At 72.2% G+C, this 19,973-nt stretch carries 23 protein-coding genes; 9 read left to right on the forward strand and 14 right to left on the reverse strand.

Translation table 11 applies throughout. From position 1 onward, the window contains the following. Nucleotides 1–31: 31 nt before the first annotated feature. Nucleotides 32–868 carry a B-4DMT family transporter gene (locus tag ACLJQZ_RS05470; RefSeq protein ID WP_410618947.1) on the forward strand — a complete coding sequence of 279 codons (837 nt, stop codon included), beginning with the start codon at nucleotides 32–34 and terminating at the stop codon, nucleotides 866–868. On the opposite strand, the gene ACLJQZ_RS05475 is transcribed toward ACLJQZ_RS05470, so the two are convergent. The 10 genes from ACLJQZ_RS05475 to ACLJQZ_RS05520 all read right to left on the reverse strand — a co-directional run bounded on the left by ACLJQZ_RS05475 (nucleotide 838) and on the right by ACLJQZ_RS05520 (nucleotide 10,039). Further along, nucleotides 838–2,151, reverse strand: a complete 1,314-nt coding sequence (locus ACLJQZ_RS05475; RefSeq protein WP_410618948.1) for a beta-xylosidase — start codon at nucleotides 2,149–2,151, stop codon at nucleotides 838–840. The two genes, ACLJQZ_RS05470 and ACLJQZ_RS05475, sit on opposite strands and share 31 nt — an antisense overlap. Before the next feature lie 884 nt (nucleotides 2,152–3,035). After that, nucleotides 3,036–3,953, reverse strand: a complete 918-nt coding sequence (locus ACLJQZ_RS05480; protein ID WP_410618949.1) for a GNAT family N-acetyltransferase — start codon at nucleotides 3,951–3,953, stop codon at nucleotides 3,036–3,038. After that, on the reverse strand, nucleotides 3,950–4,381 hold the full coding sequence (gene aroQ, locus ACLJQZ_RS05485) for a type II 3-dehydroquinate dehydratase (RefSeq protein ID WP_410618950.1): 432 nt from the start codon (nucleotides 4,379–4,381) through the stop codon (nucleotides 3,950–3,952). The genes ACLJQZ_RS05480 and aroQ overlap by 4 nt, the downstream gene beginning before the upstream one ends. Further along, nucleotides 4,378–5,487 carry a 3-dehydroquinate synthase gene (gene aroB, locus ACLJQZ_RS05490; RefSeq protein WP_326954734.1) on the reverse strand — a complete coding sequence of 370 codons (1,110 nt, stop codon included), beginning with the start codon at nucleotides 5,485–5,487 and terminating at the stop codon, nucleotides 4,378–4,380. Before aroB ends, aroQ begins: the two co-directional genes overlap by 4 nt. 7 nt (nucleotides 5,488–5,494) lie before the next feature. Next, entirely contained in the window at nucleotides 5,495–6,019 is a 525-nt protein-coding gene (locus tag ACLJQZ_RS05495; RefSeq protein WP_410618951.1) for a shikimate kinase, read from the reverse strand. After that, nucleotides 6,016–7,203 carry a chorismate synthase gene (aroC, locus tag ACLJQZ_RS05500; RefSeq protein ID WP_326947797.1) on the reverse strand — a complete coding sequence of 396 codons (1,188 nt, stop codon included), beginning with the start codon at nucleotides 7,201–7,203 and terminating at the stop codon, nucleotides 6,016–6,018. The genes ACLJQZ_RS05495 and aroC overlap by 4 nt, the downstream gene beginning before the upstream one ends. Nucleotides 7,204–7,497: 294 nt before the next feature. Next, entirely contained in the window at nucleotides 7,498–8,100 is a 603-nt protein-coding gene (locus tag ACLJQZ_RS05505) for a prepilin peptidase (RefSeq protein WP_410618952.1), read from the reverse strand. A 391-nt stretch (nucleotides 8,101–8,491) separates the two neighbouring features. Then, nucleotides 8,492–9,157, reverse strand: a complete 666-nt coding sequence (locus ACLJQZ_RS05510) for an anti-sigma factor family protein (protein ID WP_410618953.1) — start codon at nucleotides 9,155–9,157, stop codon at nucleotides 8,492–8,494. Beyond that, complete coding sequence (locus tag ACLJQZ_RS05515) at nucleotides 9,154–9,666, reverse strand: sigma-70 family RNA polymerase sigma factor (RefSeq protein WP_410618954.1); 513 nt, start codon at nucleotides 9,664–9,666, stop codon at nucleotides 9,154–9,156. The genes ACLJQZ_RS05510 and ACLJQZ_RS05515 overlap by 4 nt, the downstream gene beginning before the upstream one ends. Before the next feature lie 4 nt (nucleotides 9,667–9,670). Further along, nucleotides 9,671–10,039 (reverse strand): hypothetical protein, encoded by a 369-nt coding sequence (locus tag ACLJQZ_RS05520; RefSeq protein ID WP_247049123.1) that lies wholly within the window; start codon nucleotides 10,037–10,039, stop codon nucleotides 9,671–9,673. A 112-nt stretch (nucleotides 10,040–10,151) separates the two neighbouring features. Here ACLJQZ_RS05520 and ACLJQZ_RS05525 point away from each other — a divergent pair, with 112 nt between their 5' ends. Next, entirely contained in the window at nucleotides 10,152–10,589 is a 438-nt protein-coding gene (locus ACLJQZ_RS05525) for a ubiquinol-cytochrome c reductase iron-sulfur subunit (RefSeq protein WP_247049122.1), read from the forward strand. A gap of 73 nt (nucleotides 10,590–10,662) precedes the next feature. Here the strand turns inward: ACLJQZ_RS05525 and ACLJQZ_RS05530 are convergent, their stop codons facing one another. Both ACLJQZ_RS05530 and ACLJQZ_RS05535 read right to left on the reverse strand, forming a co-directional pair. Continuing rightward, nucleotides 10,663–11,118, reverse strand: a complete 456-nt coding sequence (locus tag ACLJQZ_RS05530; protein ID WP_410618955.1) for a PTS glucose transporter subunit IIA — start codon at nucleotides 11,116–11,118, stop codon at nucleotides 10,663–10,665. Then, nucleotides 11,115–11,495, reverse strand: coding sequence for a glucose PTS transporter subunit EIIB (locus ACLJQZ_RS05535; RefSeq protein WP_410618956.1), 381 nt, complete (start codon nucleotides 11,493–11,495; stop codon nucleotides 11,115–11,117). Before ACLJQZ_RS05535 ends, ACLJQZ_RS05530 begins: the two co-directional genes overlap by 4 nt. A gap of 101 nt (nucleotides 11,496–11,596) precedes the next feature. On the opposite strand from ACLJQZ_RS05535, the gene ACLJQZ_RS05540 reads away from it, so the two are divergent. The 5 genes from ACLJQZ_RS05540 (at nucleotide 11,597) to ACLJQZ_RS05560 (ending at nucleotide 16,316) form a co-directional block, all read left to right on the forward strand. Further along, nucleotides 11,597–12,382, forward strand: a complete 786-nt coding sequence (locus ACLJQZ_RS05540) for a GntR family transcriptional regulator (RefSeq protein WP_326954738.1) — start codon at nucleotides 11,597–11,599, stop codon at nucleotides 12,380–12,382. Next, on the forward strand, nucleotides 12,382–13,620 hold the full coding sequence (locus tag ACLJQZ_RS05545; protein WP_326947792.1) for a PTS transporter subunit EIIC: 1,239 nt from the start codon (nucleotides 12,382–12,384) through the stop codon (nucleotides 13,618–13,620). Before ACLJQZ_RS05540 ends, ACLJQZ_RS05545 begins: the two co-directional genes overlap by 1 nt. Before the next feature lie 38 nt (nucleotides 13,621–13,658). Further along, nucleotides 13,659–13,925, forward strand: coding sequence for an HPr family phosphocarrier protein (locus ACLJQZ_RS05550; protein ID WP_247049117.1), 267 nt, complete (start codon nucleotides 13,659–13,661; stop codon nucleotides 13,923–13,925). 91 nt (nucleotides 13,926–14,016) lie between these two features. Beyond that, nucleotides 14,017–14,832: a serine hydrolase domain-containing protein gene (locus tag ACLJQZ_RS05555; RefSeq protein ID WP_410618957.1), complete on the forward strand. Its 816-nt coding sequence runs from the start codon at nucleotides 14,017–14,019 to the stop codon at nucleotides 14,830–14,832. Further along, nucleotides 14,829–16,316 carry an alpha/beta hydrolase gene (locus ACLJQZ_RS05560; protein ID WP_410618958.1) on the forward strand — a complete coding sequence of 496 codons (1,488 nt, stop codon included), beginning with the start codon at nucleotides 14,829–14,831 and terminating at the stop codon, nucleotides 16,314–16,316. The genes ACLJQZ_RS05555 and ACLJQZ_RS05560 overlap by 4 nt, the downstream gene beginning before the upstream one ends. Nucleotides 16,317–16,515: 199 nt before the next feature. Here ACLJQZ_RS05560 and ACLJQZ_RS05565 read toward each other — a convergent pair whose 3' ends face one another. Next, entirely contained in the window at nucleotides 16,516–17,445 is a 930-nt protein-coding gene (locus ACLJQZ_RS05565) for a D-2-hydroxyacid dehydrogenase family protein (protein WP_410618960.1), read from the reverse strand. 123 nt (nucleotides 17,446–17,568) lie between these two features. Here ACLJQZ_RS05565 and ACLJQZ_RS05570 point away from each other — a divergent pair, with 123 nt between their 5' ends. Further along, nucleotides 17,569–18,012, forward strand: coding sequence for a hypothetical protein (locus ACLJQZ_RS05570; protein ID WP_410618961.1), 444 nt, complete (start codon nucleotides 17,569–17,571; stop codon nucleotides 18,010–18,012). A gap of 25 nt (nucleotides 18,013–18,037) precedes the next feature. Then, the gene (locus ACLJQZ_RS05575; RefSeq protein WP_328614956.1) at nucleotides 18,038–18,697 is read left to right on the forward strand and encodes a TetR/AcrR family transcriptional regulator; all 660 of its coding nucleotides are present in this window, start codon (nucleotides 18,038–18,040) and stop codon (nucleotides 18,695–18,697) included. On the opposite strand, the gene ACLJQZ_RS05580 is transcribed toward ACLJQZ_RS05575, so the two are convergent. Continuing rightward, nucleotides 18,648–19,940 carry a GrpB family protein gene (locus ACLJQZ_RS05580; protein WP_410618963.1) on the reverse strand — a complete coding sequence of 431 codons (1,293 nt, stop codon included), beginning with the start codon at nucleotides 19,938–19,940 and terminating at the stop codon, nucleotides 18,648–18,650. The genes ACLJQZ_RS05575 and ACLJQZ_RS05580 overlap by 50 nt on opposite strands. Between the last annotated feature and the right edge of the window lie 33 nt (nucleotides 19,941–19,973).

A 19,973-nucleotide genomic window follows, 5' to 3' on the forward strand; every position in this document is an offset into this window, starting at 1 on the left:
ACTCGTCAGTAGGCGGCCTAGAATCCGCAGGATGAGTGCCTGGGTGTTGCGCGGACTCGGGATGGCGGTGCTGCACGGCGCGGCCATCACCCTGCTGGCCAAGTACGCGGTCTACCACCCCACGGACCAGACCCTGGTCATCTCGATCGCGCTCGCCGTCCTCGTCGGGGCCGCCGCGCTGTGGAGCGCGTTGGACGCCTGGCGCGGACTGCCCGACCGCGGCAAGGTCTGGTTCATCTCGGCGCTGATCGCCGGACCGGTCGCCGGGATCCTGTACGTCATCGGACGCGCGGTGTTCGTCGACCAGACGGGCGTTTCCGAGCTGGGCGGCGCGCTGACGGGCGGTGCCGCGTTCTCGGCGTTGCTGGTGCTGATCCCGGCCGGGCTCGGGTTGTTCGTCGGCGGGCGCATCGGCGGCCGCGCGCAGCCTGAGGACGCCGAATCCGACGCTGCCGCATCCGACGCTGCCGAGACGGCTGCCGCCTCCCGTCGCGCGCGATCCGGCCGCGCTCGATCCGACGCTGCCGAACCCGGCAGTACTCAGACCGGCCAGTCCACCGAGTCCGCCGGCACTCCGCGCCGCCCGCGACCGGGTCGCGCTCGTCCGGGCGACGCAGAAGCCGAGACCACTCAATTCAGCCGTGTACCAGCCGACTCCGCCGAGTCCGGCAGTGCGCCTCGCCTCGTTCGGCCCAGCCGCGGCCGCCCCGGCGAGGCAGACCCCAGCACCACTGAGTCAGGTGTTGAAGAGTCCGCCGGTGCTCAGGCCGGGCGGCCCCGTCCTGGCCGGGCCCGGCTCGGCCGTCCGCAACCCGGCGTCGCGCCGTCTCGCCGGGTTCAGCCGCCGAGTGAGGGGCCCGGCGCGTAGCTGTCCCACTGCGCCGTCGTGACGGTGTGCGGTGGTGAGCCGTTGTTCAGCGCCACGCCGCCGTCCGGCACCCGCCACAGGCGGTGGTCGTCGAGCACCAGCGCGAACCCGCGACCCGGTGTCTGCACCGCTTCGGCGCCCGAGCCGAGCCGCGCCGCGACCGGCAGCACCGCCACCGCGGGCGGCGCCTTGTCCAGCAGCTCGCCGGCCAGCGAAAGCGCCACCACGCGCCGGTCGACCCGCACCCGCTTCCCCGCCCGGACCAGGTCCATCGTCCGTTCCGGGGACGGCATGGTGACGCCGTCGAACGTGGCGGCCACCCGGCCCGGGTTCCCGCAGGCCTGGCTGCCGAGCAGGTCGAGGCCGTAGTGCCGCAGGCCGGTCGGCGCGGCCGCCCCGCCGATCGCGGTGGCGCGCACGACGTCGAACGGCACCCGGTCGCACGGGTCGGCCGTCGACAACGGCGCGTGACCGTCCGAGCGGCGGACCAGGCCCGGACCTTCCTTCCACGGCCCGGCCACCACGACCGGCTGGAACGGGTGCTCGGTGAAGCCGGCCGTCCAGAAGGTGAGCGTGGTGCCTTCGTCGGTCTCGTGCGCGATGACCCACGCGTCGAGCGCGCCGGCCCACATCAGGTCCGCGCTGAAGCCGTCGACCACCGAGCGCGTGCGCGGCGTGGCGGTCGACGCCACCGGCACGAACCCGCCGACGTCGAGCGCCTGCACCCCGGCCGCGAACGCCGGGTCGTGCGAGCGGAGCACGAACTGGCCGGCGCCGTTCCAGCCCGCGGCGCGGCCGGTGGTGTCGGTGAACATCAGGTAGAACCAGCCGTCGAGGTAGACGGCCGAGGGCTGGCCGGCGCCGTAGACGTTGGCGCGGTGCACGTCGTGCGACGGCCCGAGGATCGGCTTCCCGCCGGCCGCGCGGGTCCAGTGGACGCCGTCGGGGCTGGTCGCGAGCCCGACGGCGTTGCCGAGCGCGTGGTCGCCCGCAGCGCCGGTGTAGTACAGGTAGTACGTCGAGCCGACGCGCAGCACCGACGGGTCGCAGGTGTGTGTGCCGTCGAAGTTCCCGGGCGCGCCGGAGAAGACGGCGGCCGGGATGCCGCCGCCGGGCCCGGTGAACGGGCCGTCCATGGACTGCGCCTGGGCGTAGAGGATGTCGTCGCCGGGCGGGCCGGCGCCGCCGTACTGGCTGCACCACCACATCCGGGTCTGCCCGCGGTCGAGCATCACGGTCGGCCCGTAGTTGTAGACGGCGTCCGCGCCCCCGGCGGCGATCACACCGCCACTCTGCCGGGGGTCACCCGAAGCGAGCTTGACATCGGTGGGCCGGGACGAGTCGGTGGTCTGACCCCCCGCGATGGCGGGTTTGTCCCCGGCGGCTTGAGGCTGGGCGTAACCCTCGGTACAGCCCGCGAGCAGGAGCCCGGCCAGCACGCCGGCGAGGAGGGCACGAGCGGGTCGCCGACCCCCACGACGAAACGGGCTCACGACGCCGAAGTGTAGCGAGACTCAACCCGCCCGAGTGAGGACACTCCCCGTCGGCGGTCCCCCGATCGCGGCCGGTTGACGCTTGAAGATCGTTAGTCACAAGGCTCTCGCCAGCGGTTTTCGATCACCGCTTCGCGGACGGGTTGCCGGTCCGACCGGGTCACGACCCTCGATCGGCGGCCCCATCGACCAGACCGGCCTCGCCGAGGTGCGACACCCTGGCAGGCCATCGTGCCCCCAGGCTCGATGGGCGGGCATTCGCCACCTGTCCCAGCGGAGTCATGCACCGGGCCGACGGCTGTGCCGTCCGTACGGCCAGGTCGATTCCTCGGCCGGCGGCCTTCGTCGCCTGCCCGGCCGAGCCACCACCTTGGCCAGCGAGTTCGCCATCTTGCCGTCCACGGCAGCCCGGCCGCCTGCGGCGCCTGGCCGACCGAGCCGCTCCCCTGGCCCGCGGCCGTCGCCGACCCAAGTCACTTCCCTCGACAGGCAGCTTTCGCCGTCTGCTCGGCCGAGCCGCTTCCTTGGCCGACGGCCTTCGCCGCCTGCTCGGCCGAGTCGCCTCCTTGGCTGGCGACATCCGTCGCCAACCCGAGCCACTTCACCTGGCCGGTGGGGATTGCCATCTGACCGCCCACGGCACCCCAGCCGGCAGCATCACCTGGCCGGCCGGGTCAGTTTCGCTGGGGCGGCGGGCCTTCGATCGCGACCAGCTCGACCTCGAAACCGGCGTCGTTCTCCAGGTAGGCCGCGTAGTGGGCGTCGCCGCCCGCGTGCGGGTAGCGGTCCGCGAAGAGCGGGCGCCAGCCGTGGTCGGGCGCGCGGGCCGCCAGGTCGTCGACCCGCTTGCGGGTGTCCACGTGCAGTGCCAGGTGGTTCAGGCCGGGGCGGGTGCGCTCGTGGTCCGGCGCGCTCAGGGCGGGTGACGCCTCGACCACCAGGTAGGTGGCACCCAGGCGCCAGCTGACTCCGGCGGGCCAGCGCTGGAACTCGCGCCAGCCCAGCTCGCCCAGCAGCCAGCCCCAGCTCCGCTCGGCCGCCGCGAGGTCCGGCACCCACAGTTCGATGTGGTGCGGGCGCCCGTGGGTGGCGGGCAGCGCGACCAGCACGCGGTGCAGGTCGCCGTAGTGGACGCCGCTGCCGACGTCGAGGAAACCCAGGCGCCCGGCGACTTTCCGGCTCGCCGCGTTGTTCTCGTGCACCAGCGCCCAGACCGCGGGCAGGCCGAGGCCGTCGAGCCCGTGGTCCAGCACCGCGCGAGCGGCTTCGGACGCGAGGCCCTGCCCGGCGTGCGCGCTCGCGACGTAGTAGCCCAGCTCGGGCACGCCGCCCGGCAGTTCGGATGACGGGCGCAGGTGCGCGACGCCGATGACCTCACCGTCGCGCTCGATCACCCAGTGGCCCTGGCCGGCCGGGCCGTCGTAGGCCAGGCGGCGGTCCACCATCCCGCTCGCCGCGGCCGGGTCGGAGAAGTCCGCGGCGAAGTAGCGGCTCATCTCCGGGTCGGAGAACACCTTCACGACGCTCTCGCGGTCGGCTTCGACCAGGGGGCGCAGCGTGAGCCGCGCGGTGGTCAGCGTCGGCAGGCTCATGCCGGGTGGGCGGCGAGCCAGCGCAACGCCAACGGGTAGCCGTCGACGCCGAGGCCCGCGATCACCGCCGTCGCGATGTCCGAGAGCACGCTGTGGTGCCGGAACTCCTCGCGCTTGTGGACGTTCGAGATGTGCAGCTCGATCAGCGGCGCGGCCAGCTGCGCGGCGGCGTCGCGCACCGCGATCGAGTAGTGCGTCCAGGCGCCGGCGTTGAGGACCACCGGATTGCCGCCGTCGGCGGCTTCGTGCAGCCAGCCGACCAGTTCGCCTTCGTGGTCGGTCTGCCGGACCTCGACCTCGATCCCGAGCTCCTCGCCGGCTTTCACGCACAGCGCCGCGAGGTCGTCGTGAGTCGTCGAGCCGTAGACCGACGGCTCGCGCTTGCCGAGGCGCCCGAGGTTGGGGCCGTTGAACACGAACGCCTTCACAGCAGCACGCTCCCGCTGTTCTTCGGGGTGTCCGCGGCGATCGCCGAGTACGCGGCGGCGAGCAGCGACGGGTCCGGGCCCTCGAGCCGGCCGGGCTTGCCGAGGCCGTCGAGGACGACGAACCGCAGCACGCCGGAGCGGGTTTTCTTGTCGCCCTTCATGGTTTCCAGCAGCTGGGACAGCGCGTCGGCGTCGTACGTCGTCGGCAGCCCGAGCAGCTTCAGGACGGCCGCGTGCCGCTCCGCCGTGGCGTCGTCGAGCCGCCCGGCCAGCCGGGCCAGCTCGGCGGCGAACACCAGGCCGACGCTCACCGCGGCGCCGTGGCGCCACCGGTACCGCTCGCGGCGTTCGATGGCGTGACCGAGCGTGTGGCCGTAGTTGAGGATCTCGCGCAGGTCGGACTCGCGCAGGTCGGCGGCCACGACGTCGGCCTTGACCTGGATGGACCGGCGGACCAGCTCGGCCAGCACGTCCCCGGTCGCGTCGAGCGCGGCCGCCGGGTCGGCTTCGATCAGCTCGAGGATCCGCGGGTCGGCGATGAAGCCGGTCTTGACGACCTCCGCCATCCCGGCGACCAGCTCGTTCGGCGGCAGCGTCTCCAGCGTCGCCAGGTCGACGAACACCGCGCTCGGCTCGTGGAACACCCCGACGAGGTTCTTGCCCGCCTCGGTGTTGATGCCGGTCTTGCCGCCGACGGCGGCGTCGACCATGCCCAGCAACGTCGTCGGCACGTTGACCAGCCGGACGCCGCGCATCCAGGTGCCCGCGACGAACCCGGCGAGGTCGGTGACCGCGCCGCCGCCGAGGCCGACGACGACACCGCGCCGGTCCAGCCCCATCCGGCCGAGCACCTCCCAGCAGAAGCTCGCGACGGTGAGCGCCTTGCCGTCCTCGGCGTCCGGGATCTCCACGCGGTGCGCGTCGAGGCCGGCCGCGACCAGCTCCTCGCGGATGGCCTCGGCCGTGGTGGTCAGCGTCGGCGGGTGGATCAGCGCGATCTTGGAGGCGTCGGCCAGCTGCGCGGTGAGCTCGCCGAGCAGGCCGCGCCCGACCACGACGTCGTAGGGGCGGGCGGTGGCGACGGTGATGCGCACCGGTTCGGACACGGGTGACTCACTCCTTGGCTTCGGCGGGGACGACGAGCCCCGCGGCGAGGTCCGCGACGATCTCGGCGGGGGTCCGGTCGTCGGTGACGACCTCGACGGTGGCGACCTCGCGGTAGACCGGCACGCGCTCGTCGAGCAGTTTCTTGAACGTGGCGCGGGGGTTCACCCCGGCCAGCAGCGGCCGCGCGCTCGACAGCCCGGTGCGCTGCACCCCGGCGGCGAGGCCGACGTTGAGGAACACGACGGTGTGCTCGGCCAGCAAGGCCCGGGTGCCCGGGTGCAGCGGCGCGCCGCCGCCGAGTGAGAGCACGCCGTCGTGCTCCGCCAGCGCGGTGGCGACCGCTTCCGCTTCCAGCGCGCGGAAAGCGGGCTCGCCGTCTTCGGCGAAGATGTCGGAGATGCTGCGCCCGGTGCGGGCGACGATGTCGGCGTCGCTGTCCCGGAAGACCAGGCCGAGCGTCTCCGCCAGCAACGGCCCGACGGTGCTCTTGCCGGAGCCGGGCGGGCCGACGATGACCGCGCGCGGTCTCACCAGCGCTCCTCGAGGGCCTTCAGGTACGCCTCGGCGTTGCGCTTGCTCTCGATCAGCGAGTCGCCACCGAACTTCTCGAGCGCGGCGTCGGCGAGGATCAGCGCCACCACGGACTCCAGCACGACCCCGGCGCGCGGCACGGCGCAGACGTCGGAGCGCTGGTGGATGGCGACCGCGGGCTCACCCGTCCGGACGTCCACAGTGGACAGTGCCTTGGGGACGGTCGAGATCGGCTTCATCGCGACGCGCACGCGCAGCGGCTCGCCGTTGGTGATGCCGCCCTCCAGGCCGCCCGCGCGGTTGGACCGGCGGGTGACGCCGACCGGGCCGGAGCCGCGGTCGATCTCGTCGTGCGCCTGGCTGCCCCAGCGGCGGGCGGTGGTGAAGCCGTCGCCGACCTCGACGCCCTTCATGGCCTGGACGCCCATCAGCGCGCCGGCCAGCCGCGCGTCGAGCCGGCGGTCCCAGTGGACGTGCGAGCCGAGGCCCGGCGGCAGGCCGTAGGCGATGACCTCGATCACGCCGCCGACGGTGTCGCCCGCCTTCCGCACGGCGTCGACCTCGGCGACCATCGCGTCGGTGCCTTCCTGGCTGAAGGCGCGCACCGGGCTCTCGTCGATGGCGGGCAGGTCCGCGGCGACCGGCAGCGGGCCTTCGGGCGCGTCCGCGCCGCCGATCGATACGACGTGGCTGAGGATCTCGACGCCCAGCAGTTGCTGCAGGTAGTTCCGCGCGACGGTGCCCAGCGCGGTCCGCGACGCCGTCTCCCGCGCGCTCGCCCGCTCCAGGACCGGGCGCGCCTCGTCGAAGCCGTACTTCTGCATGCCCGGCAGGTCCGCGTGGCCCGGCCGCGGCCGGGTGAGCGGTTCGTTGCGGGCGAGGCCTTCGAGGATCTCCGGGTCGACCGGGTCGGCCGCCATGACCTGTTCCCACTTGGGCCACTCGGCGTTCTCGATCTGCACGGCGATCGGGCCGCCCTGGGTGCGCCCGTGGCGGACGCCGCCGAGGAAGGCGATGTGGTCGGTCTCGAAGCCCATCCGCGGGCTGCGCCCGAACCCGAGCCGGCGGCGGGCCAGCTGCCCGGTGACGTCGGCGGTGGTGACCTCCACCCCGGCGGGCATGCCTTCGAGCACGGCGGCCAGCGCGGGTCCGTGCGATTCACCTGCGGTGATCCAGCGCAACATGTCCTCAATCCTGTCACGGGCGCCGGGGGGACCGGAGCAGCGCCCCGGCCCCTCCCGCAGAGACAGCAGGAAGGGACAAGCGCGCACATCCGGACGGCGGATGGCCACTCCGCCGAAGGGTTGCCACGGCGGGTGCGGAACGGGCGGCGCCACCCCGGCGGGAAGGGCGCGCGGAGTCGAGCCGCGGGTGAGGAGGGCGGGACGCGGGCCCTCCGGCGGACAGCAGCCGCGAGCCTTAGCCACGCGGCAGCGCGACCATGGCGAGCCGCCGCCGGACCGGGCAACGCGACCCAGTCACAACGCGAGCGGGAACAGCACGCACAGCCACGCCGCGGTGAGAAGGGCAGGGCCGTGCGGGACGCGGTCCTTCCGGCTGACAGCCGCCACAGCGAGGGTGATCAGCGCGGCCGCGAGCGTTGCGAGGACCAGGGCGGGCCAGCCCGCCGCGCCCAGGACGGCGCCCAAGCTGCCGGACAGTTTCACGTCACCCGCGCCGAGGCTGTTCGGCGCGAAGTGGTGGACCGCCGCGTGTGCGCCGCCGAAGACGAGTGCGCCCGCCACCGCCCGGACAGCCGGCGACGGTCCGCCGCCGCCCAGGGCGGCCGCGCCGATCGCGGCGCCGAAGAGGGGGTACGCCGGCAGGGTCAGCACGTCGGGCAGGCGGAGGTGGCGCAGGTCGGCCAGGGCCAGCGGTACCGCCACCACGGTCACCAGCGCGGGTACCGGCAGCCACCAGCCGGGCCAGCCGCCGGTCAGCCAGCGGACGGCGACGGCCGTGGCGCCCAGGGCGGTCAGGCCGGCGGCGGTGGCGGCCGGGATCGGGGCGGCCGCTCGCCTCAGGGCCCAGGCCGCGATCGGCGCGGAGATCGCGGTGGCCGCGACGAGGAAGAAGATCACCTCACCAGCCTGCTGCGGGCGGGCTGAGCAGGGCAAATGCCTGGCGTCACGAACGGCCCGTTCGCGACGCTCTGGCGCGGGTTTCACTCCTGTGGGCGACAGCTTGAGCACAGCGGCCCAGGTCGCGGGTCGTGAGTGGTAATTCGGGTTAGAACCCGAATTACCACTCACGACCGGCGAAACGGGCGGGCGACAGAGTGCCCGAGGTGGTGGCTGGGTTGGGGCCAATGCCCTCAAGGCCCCGCGAAGGTGGCCTTCGGAAGCTGCGAACGGCCGAAGGAGCGCTTGGCTTGACCAGGGCCTGCGGGTGATGGCGAGCCGTGGACACGAAAGACCCCTGCGGAGGGTGGCTCATCCGGGACCCCCTGCGTCCCGGATGAGCCACCGAGGCTCACAAACTCAGCCGCAGCAACGCCCGTCCGCTGCCGCCGCGGACCTCCAGGGCCGCCATGTCCGGAGTCTTCAGCGCCGTGCCCACCACGATGCGGGCCGTGTTGTCCGGCAGCGCCTTCCACGTCGCCAGCTGCGTTTCCTTGCCGTCGCGGCCGATCGCCACCAGGGCGTAGTCGCCGCCGCTGCGGCCGCCCGTGTAGCTGCACGACATGTCGACTTCGGTGCCCCACTCGTGGACGCCGAGGCGCGCGTCGGCGCGGACCGGGAACTGGCCCAGGGCCGTCAACGCCAGCGGCTGCGGGCCAAGGGCCGGCGCGGGCGCGGCCGGCGCGGGCAACGCCGCCACCACCCCGAGCGCCACGCACGCCGCCACCGCCACCGCGGCCGACAGGGACGTCACCGCGTTGCGGATCCGGCGCCCGCGGCGCACCCGCTTCAGCACCGACGACAGCAGGTCCGGCGGCGGCGGACCGGCGTCCACGACCGCGCTGACCTGCGGTGGGCCGCTCTGGGCCAGCAGCCCCGGCAGCCCCGCCAGCTCACGCACCGCGGCCGCGCAGCGCTCGCAGCCACGCAGGTGCTGCTCGAAGCGCTGCCGGTCCTCGGGGGACAGCGCCCCGAGCACGTACGCGGCGTCGAACGTCGCGAACGGGTCCTCGCTCACTGGGTCACCCCCCTCTCCTCGAGCACCAGGCGCAACGCGCGCAACGCGTAGTGCGTGCGCGACTTGACCGTCCCCTCGGCCACCCCCAGCCGCACCGCCGCGTCCGCGACCGAATACCCCTGGAAGTAGCACAGCACCAGCACCTCGCGGTGCCGTTCCGAGAGCTCCGCGAGCGCCTCGGCGACCAGCCAGCCCTGCACGGCGCGGTCGGTGCCGTCCGCGACGGCCCGCTCCGGCGGCTGGTCGGTCGTCACCTCCGAGCGCGCCGACGCCGAGCGCCAGCCGTCGATGGCGATCCGCCGCGCGACCGTGAACAGCCACGCCCGCGCCGAGCCCTGGGACTGGTCCAGCACCGTCGTCGACCGCCAGGCCCGCAGCAGCGTCTCCTGGACGACGTCCTCGGCGCGGATCCGGTCCCCGGAGGTCAGGTGGAGCGCGTACGACCACAGCGCGGCCGCGTGCTCCTCGTGCAGCGCGCGCATCAGCGCGTCCTCCGCGACTTCGCCCACGGGGTCAGACCGCGACTTTGCGCCGGTCCTTCACGACCATCAGCGCCAGCCCGCCGATGATGCAGATCACCTCGGTGATCACGCCCCAGTACTCCGGCTGGCTGTTGAACTGGTCGTGGTTGCCGGCGAAGCCGACCGTCGCGGCCAGCACGTACGCACCGAGTGTGAGCGCCCCGAAGCCGAACGCGCCCAGCGCGGGCAGCCAGTGCCGCCAGGCCAGCACGGCGATCGCGAGCACCAGCCCGGCGATCGCGTCCAGCAGGAACAGCGGGCCGACGATGCCCGGGTAGTCCTCCGTCCACAGCACGTAGTGCACACCGGCCGAACCCAGCAGCGCGACCGCCGTGACGATCCGCAGAACCCAACCCACCATGATCGTTCCTCCGCTCCACACCCACTCGGGTAATACACGGAACAGGGGGCGTTCCGGTTCACCCGCCCCGGTGGGAATTGAACCGAAGCGATGTCGATCTCGTTTAAGAGGCATGACTGCCGAACTGCACTCCCGCCGCACCGTCCTCACCACCGGTGCCACTGTCGCCGGTGTCGCCGTGGGCGCCGTCGCGCTTTCCGCCTGCGGATCCTCGGACGACTCGAAGCCGGGAACCGCTCAGGCGCCCATCGCCGCAGGTACCCCGCTCGTGGCGCTCGCCGACGTCCCGGTCGGCCAGGCCAAGGCGGCCAAGGCGCCGGACGGCTCCGACGTGATCGTGGCCCGCACCTCAGACTCGGCCGTCGCCGCGTTCAGCGCGATCTGCACGCACCAGGGCTGCACCGTCGCGCCAAAGGGCGCCGACCTGGTCTGCCCGTGCCACGGCTCGGTGTTCAACGCCCTCACCGGCGAGGTCAAGCAGGGGCCGGCGAACAAGCCGCTGCCGGCCGTGGCGGTGAAGGTCGAGAACGGGAAGGTCGTCACCGGCTGACGGGCCGGGAGACAGCGAAGGGCCCTTGTGGACGATCACCGTCCACAAGGGCCCTTCGTGTGACAAAACCGACTCAGGCGTCCCAAGCGAACAGTCGCTCGCCCGCGGTGACGTCGCGGTCGCCGTCCAAACCGGACAGCACCTCCGCGCCGGCGTCCAGCGCGACGACGGGCACGATCGCCGAGTAGCCCGCCGCGGTCACCGCCTCCGGGTCCCAGCTGACGATCGGCTGCCCGGCCCGCACCTGCTCGTCCTTGACGACGTGCAGCATGAAGCCCTCGCCCTTCTCCTTCACCGTGTCGATCCCCAGGTGCACGAGCACGGCCTGGCCGTCGTCGGTCTGGACGACGAAGGCGTGCGGGTGCAGCGTCTTGATCGTGCCGTCGACCGGCGAAACCGCGTCCGAACGGCCACCAGTCGGCTGAACGGCGATGCCCGGACCCACCATGGCCTGCGCGAACACCGGGTCCGGGACCTCGGTGATCGGCACCACGCGCCCGGCGACCGGGCTGAGGATCTCCAGGCTCACAGCAGGTCCTCGATGTCGCTGGCGATCGTGTCCGCCTCCGGCCCGACGATCACCTGCAGCGCCGTGCTCCCCATCTTGACGACGCCCATCGCGCCGGCCTTCTTCAGGGCCGCCTCGTCGACGAGGCCCATGTCCTCGACCTCGCACCGCAGCCGTGTGATGCAGCCCTCGACCTCGGTGAGATTGTCCGCGCCGCCGAGTGCCGCGAGGATCTTTTCCGGCCTGTCATCCGCCATCGCGGTCTCCTTGTTCACTGTTTGTTCCCAACCTGACGCGAACCGCGTGTCCACCTGTACTACGCCGTTCGTCGGCATGCACGCCGCCGCGGGCCACGAACGGATAACGGTGGGTTGACACCCGTCCGCGCGGCGGAGCATCCTGCCCCATCAGATCATTGGTCTAGACCGGAACGTACCAATGTTCCGGACCGGACGCGAGCACCGGTCCCCGGGGACCCAGAACGAGGAGGGTGACGCCGATGAGCGCGGCCGCGCACGTCCCGCCACCCGACCGGGTCGTCAACGGGCCCACGCCCAAGCACGCCCAGCTGCGGGAGATCCTCCGCCGCACGGTGGAGCGCGAGCTCCCGCCGGGCGCGCCGATCCCGTCGGAACGCGAGCTGGCGCAGCGCTACGGCGTGTCGCGGCTCACGGTCCGGTCGGCGATCGGCAAGCTGGTCGAGGAGGGCCTGCTCGCCCGGGTCCGCGGCAAGGGCACCTTCACCGCGGCCCGGCGGATGGAGCTCCAGCTCTACCTGATGTCGTTCACCGACGACATGCGGCGGCGGGGGCTGACCCCGACGACCGAGGTGGTCTCCGCGGCCACCGAGGTCCCACCCACCGCCTCCGCGCACGCCCTCGGCCTGGCCGAGGGCGCAACCGCACACCACCTCGTGCGGTTGCGCCACGCCGACGGCGTACCCCTCGCCGTCGAACGCGGCTGGTACCACGCGGGCCGGGCTCCCGGCCTGCTCGAGCTCGACCTGACCCAGTCGCTCTACGCGCAACTGGCCGAGACGTACGACGTGCGTCCCGACCAGGCGTGGCAGACGGTCTGGGCCGAAGGAGCGGACCGCGAGACGGCCCGGCTGCTCGGCATGCGCGCCGGCAGTCCCCTGCTCGTGTTCCGCCGGGTCTCCAGCGCGAACGGCGACCCGATCGAAGACATCACGTCCTGGTACCGGGGAGATCACTACCAGGTGACCATGCAGTTGGACCGGAACACCCCGGAGTCCGGTACCCCACCCCACTATGGAGGTTCCTGATGAGCTCCACCACCGCGGAAGGGGCGACGAAGAAGAGCGGCAGCGGTCTTGCCGGTCTTCAGCGCTTCGGCCGTAGCCTCATGCTCCCGATCGCCGTGCTCCCGGCGGCAGGGATCCTGCTGCGTTTCGGGCAGGACGACATGCTCGGCAAGGACGGCCTGGGCTGGAACAAGGTCGCCTCGGTGCTGGGCGCCGCGGGTGGCACGCTGTTCAACTGGCTGCCCCTGCTGTTCGCGGTCGGCATCGCCGTCGGCTTCGCCCGCAAGGGTGACGGCTCGACCGCCGTCGCCGCCGTTGTCGGCTTCTTCGTCTTCAGCGCCGTCATCCAGGTGTTCGCCCCGCTGACCGACCTCCCCGGTTACAAGGCCGGTGCGACCGAGCTCGCGCCGATCAAGTGGCCCTACTCCGTACTCGCCGGTGTCGTCGTCGGCATCGTGGCGGCGTTGCTGTGGCAGCGCTATCACCGCATCAAGCTGCCGGCCTACTTGGCGTTCTTCGGCGGCCGCCGGTTCGTCCCGATCATCACCGCCCTGGTCATGGTGATCCTCGGCGTGATCTTCGGCCTGGTCTTCCACTGGGTCGACCAGGGCATCCAGGCCGCCGGTGACGCGGTCACCGCCTCCCCGATCGTGGGTGGCGGCATCTACGGCGCGCTGAACCGCCTGCTCATCCCGGTCGGTCTGCACCAGCTGCTCAACGTGCCGGTGTGGTTCATCTTCGACGGCGGCGACATCAACAACTTCGTCGCGGGCAAGCTGTCGGCGGGTGCCTTCACCACGGGCTTCTTCCCGATCTTCATGTTCGCGCTGCCCGCCGCGGCCCTCGCCATCTGGCAGACGGCCCGTCCGGCGCAGAAGAAGGTCGTCGGCGGTGTGATGATCGCCGGCGCGCTGACCTCGTTCCTCACCGGTGTCACCGAGCCGATCGAGTTCTCGTTCATGTTCGTGGCGTGGCCGCTGTACCTGTTCCACGCGGTCATGACCGGCACCTCGCTGGCCCTCACGAACGCGCTCGGCATCCACCAGAGCTTCAACTTCTCGGCCGGCGCGATCGACTACCTGCTCAACTTCAACGCCCCGGCCGCGCAGAAGCCGTGGCTGCTGATCCCGATCGGGCTCGTCTACGCGGTGATCTACTACGTGGTGTTCCGCTTCGTGATCACCAAGTGGAACCTGCGCACGCCGGGTCGCGAGGACGAAGCCGTCCAGGCCGACCTCGATGCGACGGCCGCGAAGTAACATCGAGAACGACGTAACCCCGTAGCGAGAGGACGAACATGCCGGAGAAACGCGTCGCCGTCGCGAGCAAGGTGGGCCTGCACGCCAGGCCGGCCGCGCTGGTGGCGAAGGCGGCCGCGGCGCAGCCCGTCGCGGTGCAGATCGCCAAGGCCGGGGGAACCCCGGTGGCCGCCGGCAGCGTGCTCAACCTGATGACACTCGCCGCCGGATACGGTGACGAGGTCGTCATCAGCGCCGAGGGCGAGGGCGCCGAGGAGGCCGTGGAAGCGGTCGCCCAGCTGGTCGCCACCGACCTCGACGCCTGAGGAACACCCCGCTGTAGTACTCCATGAAGGCCCCTTCACCGGTCCCCGACACCGGTGAAGGGGCCTTCGCGGCGTTTCGTAGGGTGGACGCATGGAAAGCGTGCGCCTGATCGACGAGTGGCCGGTGGACAACGCCGCGACAGCCGTGGTGACCGCAGACGGTACTGTCCGCGGCCGCCACGGCGACACCACGCGGAAGTTCCGGCTGGCCTCGGTCAGCAAGCCGCTGACCGCCTACGCGGCGCTGATCGCGATCGAAGAGGGCGTCGTCGAGCTGGACACCCCGGCCGGCCCCGAGGGCTCGACCGTGCGGCACCTGCTCGCCCACACCTCCGGGCTCGCGTTCGACGCGCACAAGGCGATGGCCGCGCCGGGCACCCGGCGGCTCTACTCCAACGCCGGTTTCGAGCAGCTGGCCGACGCACTGGCCGAGCACTCCGGCATCCCGTTCGCGCGGTACCAGGCCGAAGCCCTGTTCGGGCCGCTCGGCATGACCGGCACCACCCTCGACGGCTCGCCCGCGTCCGGCGCGGAGTCCACTGTGGACGACCTGGTCGCGTTCGCCGCCGAGCTGCAGGCGCCGAAGCTGCTCGACCCGGCCACCGTGACCGAAGCCACGAACGTCGTCTTCCCCGGCCTTTCCGGTGTGCTGCCCGGGTTCGGCCACCAGAAACCCAATGACTGGGGCCTGGGCTTCGAGATCCGCGACCACAAGAGCCCGCACTGGACCGGCTCGGCGAGCTCGCCGCGGACCTTCGGGCACTTCGGGCAGTCGGGCACGTTCCTCTGGGTCGACCCGGACGCCGGCGCGGCCTGCGTCGCGTTGACCGACCGCGCCTTCGGGCCGTGGGCCGCCGAAGCCTGGCCGCGCTACACCGACGCCGTGCTGGCGGACCTGGGCGCGTGAAACGGCTCCTCCTCGCCGCACTGCTCCTGCTCGCCGCCTGCAGCGCCCCCGAAGCCGCGCCGGCCCCGCCCGTGACGCCGCAGCCGACGACGGCCGACGCTCCCCCGGCGCTCGGCACCAACGGCGCCGCGGTGCCCGCGCTGCGCTGGACGCCGTGCCACGGCGGCTTCCAGTGCACGCCCGCGGCCGTGCCGCTGAGCTACCGCGAGCCGAAGGGCAAGGCGATCACGCTCTCGGTGATCCGGCTCCCGGCGAGCGACCCGGCCCGGCGGATCGGCTCGCTGTTCTTCAACTTCGGCGGCCCGGGCACCGACGGCGTCGGCGAGCTGACGCGGTTCGCCGCGCGCTACCCCGACGAGCTGCGCGCCCGGTTCGACCTGGTGGGCTTCGACCCGCGCGGGATCGGCGGTTCGGCGCCGATCAGCTGTCCCGGCGCGGACCACCCGCCGGCGAGCCCTTCGCCGTTGCGGCAGCCGGACGCCTTCTTCGCGGCCAGTGCGGCGCCCGGGAAGGCGTGCGCGGCCGGCTCCGGCGACCTGCTCGCCCACCTCTCGACGGCGAACGTGGCGCGGGACATGGACTTGCTGCGCCAAGCCGTCGGGGACCCGGCGCTGAACTTCTACGGCTACTCCTACGGCACCCACCTCGGCGGCACGTACGCGAACCTGTTCCCGGACAAGGTCCGCGCGATGACCCTCGACGGCACGCTCGACCTGGTCGCGAACGCCACCGGGAAACCGGGGCAGGAGCAGCAGCCGGTCGACGTCCGCGCCGACGTCGCCACCGCGCAGCAGCAGGAGCTGGACCAGTTCTTCACGGTGTGCGCCGCGGCCGGGCCGAAGTGCGCGTTCTCCGGCGGCGACCCGAAGGCGAAGTTCGCCGGGGTCTTCGCCCACGCGTCGCGCGGGCCGGGCGTGTCCTCCCTGATGCGGACGATCGACAGCGCGTTGTACCAGTCCGGCCGGTGGAAACGCCTGGCGGAGACATTCGCGGCGCTTCCGGCGGATCCGGGCGCCGCCGCGCCGGTGCTCGACCCGTACGTGCCGACGCACTCCCCGAGCTTCCTGGCCGTCCAGTGCGTCGACTCCGACAACCCCTCGGCCCCGGCCGGCTACGCGGCGCTCGCGGCGAGCGAAAGCAAGCGGCAGCCGTACTTCGGGCTCGGCGCGGTGTTCTCGATGGCCCAGTGCGCCGGCTGGCCGGCGCACGACGCCGACCGCTACACCGGCCCGTGGAACCGGGCCCGCAAGAACCCGGTGCTGGTGCTGAACAACCGGTTCGACCCGGCGACCCCGCTGCACAACGCCCAGGCGACGGCGGCCGAACTGGGCGACGGCCGGGTCCTGGTCGTCGACGGCTACGGCCACACGTCCCTGGACGTCCACAGCGCCTGCGCCACGGCGGCGGTGGTCCGGTACCTGACCGACCTCACCGTCCCGGCGGCGGGGACGAGCTGCGCCCCGGACACGGTGCCGTTCCCCTGACACCGCGGTCGTGAGTGGGAAACCGCGTCGGAACACTGTTTCTCACTCACGACCAAGCCGCGCGGCGCGTTCAGCCGGATGGCCGCGCGGAGCAGGGTCTTTGGACCCTGCCCGGCGCGCGCGCCGGGTGGTGTCATCCAGGGGTGCGGGCCCGCCCGGGCCGGTGCGGGGACCTCGGGCCCCGGCGGGCCGCACACCCCTACTCCATGACGCGGATCGGGGAACCCGCCTGGTAGGCCGCGATGTCCTCGACCGCGTCGCCGTAGAAGATCTCGTAGACCTCCCGCGTGACGAAGCCGATGTGCGGCGTCAGCGTCGCGTTCTCGAGCGTCCTCAGTGGATGGTCCGCCGGGAACGGCTCGGTATCGTACACGTCGATCGCCGCGCGGATCGCCTTGCGCCCCAACGCGTCCAGCAACGCCGCTTCGTCGACGATCGGGCCGCGCGAGGTGTTCACCAGCAGTGCGCCCGGCTTCATCGCCGCGATTTCGTCCGCGCCGACCAGGCCGCGGCTGCGGTCGCTGAGCACGAGGTGGATCGACAGCACGTCCGAGCGGGCGAACAGGTCCTCCTTGGACACCGCGGTGACGCCGTGCGGCTCGGCCTTCTCCGGCGTCAGGTTCTGGCTCCAGGCGATGGTCTCCATCCCGAAGACCTGCCCGATCTTCGCCGCGCCCGCGCCGAGCCGGCCGAGGCCCAGCAGGCCGAGCGTCTTGCCGTGCAGCATGGTGCCGACGCTCGTCTGCCAGCCGCCTTCGCGCATGGAGCGGAACTCCCGCGGCAGGTTGCGCGACGCCGCGAGGATCAGCGCCCACGTGTGCTCGGCCGTCGGCTCGCCGATGTAGCCGGTGGCGGTCACGACGACGCCGCCCCGGCGCGCGGCCGCGACGTCGATGGCGGCGTTGCGCTTGCCGGTGCTGACGAGCAGCTTCAGGTCGGGCAGGCGGTCGAGGACCTCGGCGGTGAACCGGGTCCGCTCGCGCATCGCGACGACGGCTTCGAAGCCCTGCAACTGTTTGACGACGTCTTCCAGCGGCTCGGTGAAGACCGTGATGTCGGCCTCCAGCGAGTCCCAGTCCCCGAAGGTGAGGGCGACGTTCTGGTAGTCGTCGAGAATGGCGATCCGCATGATCTCACCGTAGCCCGGCGACGACGTCCACGCGGACCAGGTGGCACGTGACCCAGGCCTCTTGAACGTGTTCAAAACAAGGCCTACAGTCTGTCTTGAACACGTTCAAAACTTGGAGGGACCATGGAACCCGTTGTCGTCGCCTACGCGCTCTACCTGCTGATCAGCATCCCGTTGACGGTGCTCGTCGCCCGGACGCTCAGCAAGCACGGCCGCACCTTCCTCACCCAGGTCTTCGAGGACAGCCCCGGCCTGGCCAACGCCGTCAACCAGCTGCTGGTCGTCGGCTTCTACCTGATCAGCCTCGGCTTCGTGACGCTCTTCCTGACCAGCCGGGCCGACGTCGGCACCGCCCGCCAGGTGTTCGAAGTGGTCTCGGTGAAGGTCGGCGTCGTCGCGCTCGTCCTCGGCGTGATGCACCTGTTCAACGTCCTGGTGTTCAACGGCATCCGCCGCCGCCACCTCGCCCCGAAGGCCGCTCCCGCACCGCAGCCGGTGTTCGCCGGCCGGCCTATCCCCTACCCTGGCGCGCCGGGCCCGCAGGTCCCGCCCTTCCCCGCGCCCTGACGTGCCCGGCGCTAACGTGCAGACCGTGCCGAAGAGCGAGGAAACGCGGTCCCTGATCGTCACCACCGCCATGCGGTTGTTCACCGAGAACGGGTACGACCGCACGACGATGCGCGCGATCGCCGCCGAGGCCGGGGTCTCGGTCGGGAACGCGTACTACTACTTCTCCTCGAAGGAACAGCTGATCCAGGGGTTCTACGACGAGATCGCGCGGCTGCACCTCGACGCTGCCCGCGCTCAGCTCGTGCACGAGACCCGCTTCGCCGACCGCTTGAAGACGGTCCTGCTGTGCTGGCTCGAGCTGGCCGAGCCCTACCACCGCTTCGGGACGCAGTTCTTCGTCAACGCGGCCGACCCGGAGTCCCCGCTGAGCCCGTTCAGCGAGGAGTCCTCAGCCGCCCGCACCGCCTCGATCGAGCTGATGCGCGAGGTCGTCGACGGCTCCGACGTCAAGCTCGACCCGGAGCTGCGGGCGCAGCTGCCCGAGCTGCTGTGGCTCTTCCAGATGGGCGTGGTGCTCTTCTGGGTGCACGACCGTTCGGCCGGCGAGAAACGCAGCCGGATGCTGGTCGAGCGCAGTGTCCCGCTGCTGGCCCGGCTGGCCGCGCTCTCCCGGCTGCGGGTGTTCCGCCCCGTCAGCCGGGAGATCGTCGACCTGATCCAAGACCTGGCCAAGCGGGATTGACCGCCCGGAAGTAGAGGAACCGCGGCTTGGTACGCAGGTTCTTCGCCCACTTCGGGTCGACGTCGTCGGCCTCGGCCACCGGCATCGGCTCGACCAGCCGGTCGACGGCGAAACCGGCGTCGCGGACCGCGCCGAACATCCAGCTCAGCGGCCGCCGGTAGAACCGGACGGGGTGCGGTCGCCCGCCGAGCCCGAAGTCGTCTTCGAGCAGCTCGACCTCGAAGTAGTTCTCCTTGTCGAACCAGTGCCAGTCCTCGCCGGGGTGGTGCACCGAGAACACCAGTGCGCCTCCGGGCTTCAGGACCCGGCGGAACTCGGCCAGGGTGGCGTCCCAGTCCTTCAGATAGTGCAGCACGAGCGACGCGGTGATCACGTCGATCGAGCCGTCCGCCAGGTCGAGCGGCCGGGAGACGTCGGCGTGCTCGAAGCGCGCGACGTCGCCGAACTTCTTGCGCGCGACGGCGACCATGCCCGCGCTGGCGTCGACGCCCACGACGTCGGCGCCCCGCTCGGCCAGCAGCGCGCTCAGGTGCCCGGCCGCGCAGCCGACGTCCAGCACCCGCTTGCCCTCGACGTCCCCGGCCAGCTCCACGATCGCGGGCCGGTCGTACAGGGCGTTGGTGACGGACTTCCCGGCGTGCTCGGCGTAGGCCTCGCTGTAGCCGTCATACTGCTCGGCGCGGGCGCGGGCGAGGATCTCTTCGACCACCTCGGTCTTGGCGTCGGCGTAGTTCTGGATGTACTTCCACTCCCGCGCGGCCAGCTCGCGCTTCTTCGCGGCGTAGAGCTCCCGCTCCTCCGGGTGCGACCGCAGGCGGTCGCGGAAGAGCCGGTAGCGCGCCGCCTGGCCGTTGCCCGGCGAGTACGTGTGCAGGTTGATGTTCGTGTCCGGGCCCTTGAAGCAGCGGTGCTTCTCCCAGTCCGGCTCGCGGATGACGAGCCGGTAGCCCACGCCTTCCAGCGCCGGTACGTAGGCGCTCTCGTCGTCGGAGTCCGGCACCTCGAGGTAGATGTCGACGCACGGCTTGGCGCACAGGCCGGGCACCGACGTCGACCCGACGTGCTCCAGGGCGAGCACCTGCTCCCCCAGGACACCGCGGATCCGCTCGGCCTCGCGCTCGAAAGCCTTCGGCCACTCCGGGTCGTAGTCGACGAGCGTCACGGTCGAGTCGAGCTTGGGCGGCTCGCCGCCGACCCAGGCGTTCTCGAGCTGGTCGTCGTTCAGCGCTTCTTGACTGGTCATTCCGGTAGACCCCCTTGTTCAAGGCAGTCGGCC

This window comes from Amycolatopsis sp. cmx-8-4 (assembly GCF_046548675.1).
In the GTDB taxonomy this organism is placed as follows: domain Bacteria; phylum Actinomycetota; class Actinomycetes; order Mycobacteriales; family Pseudonocardiaceae; genus Amycolatopsis.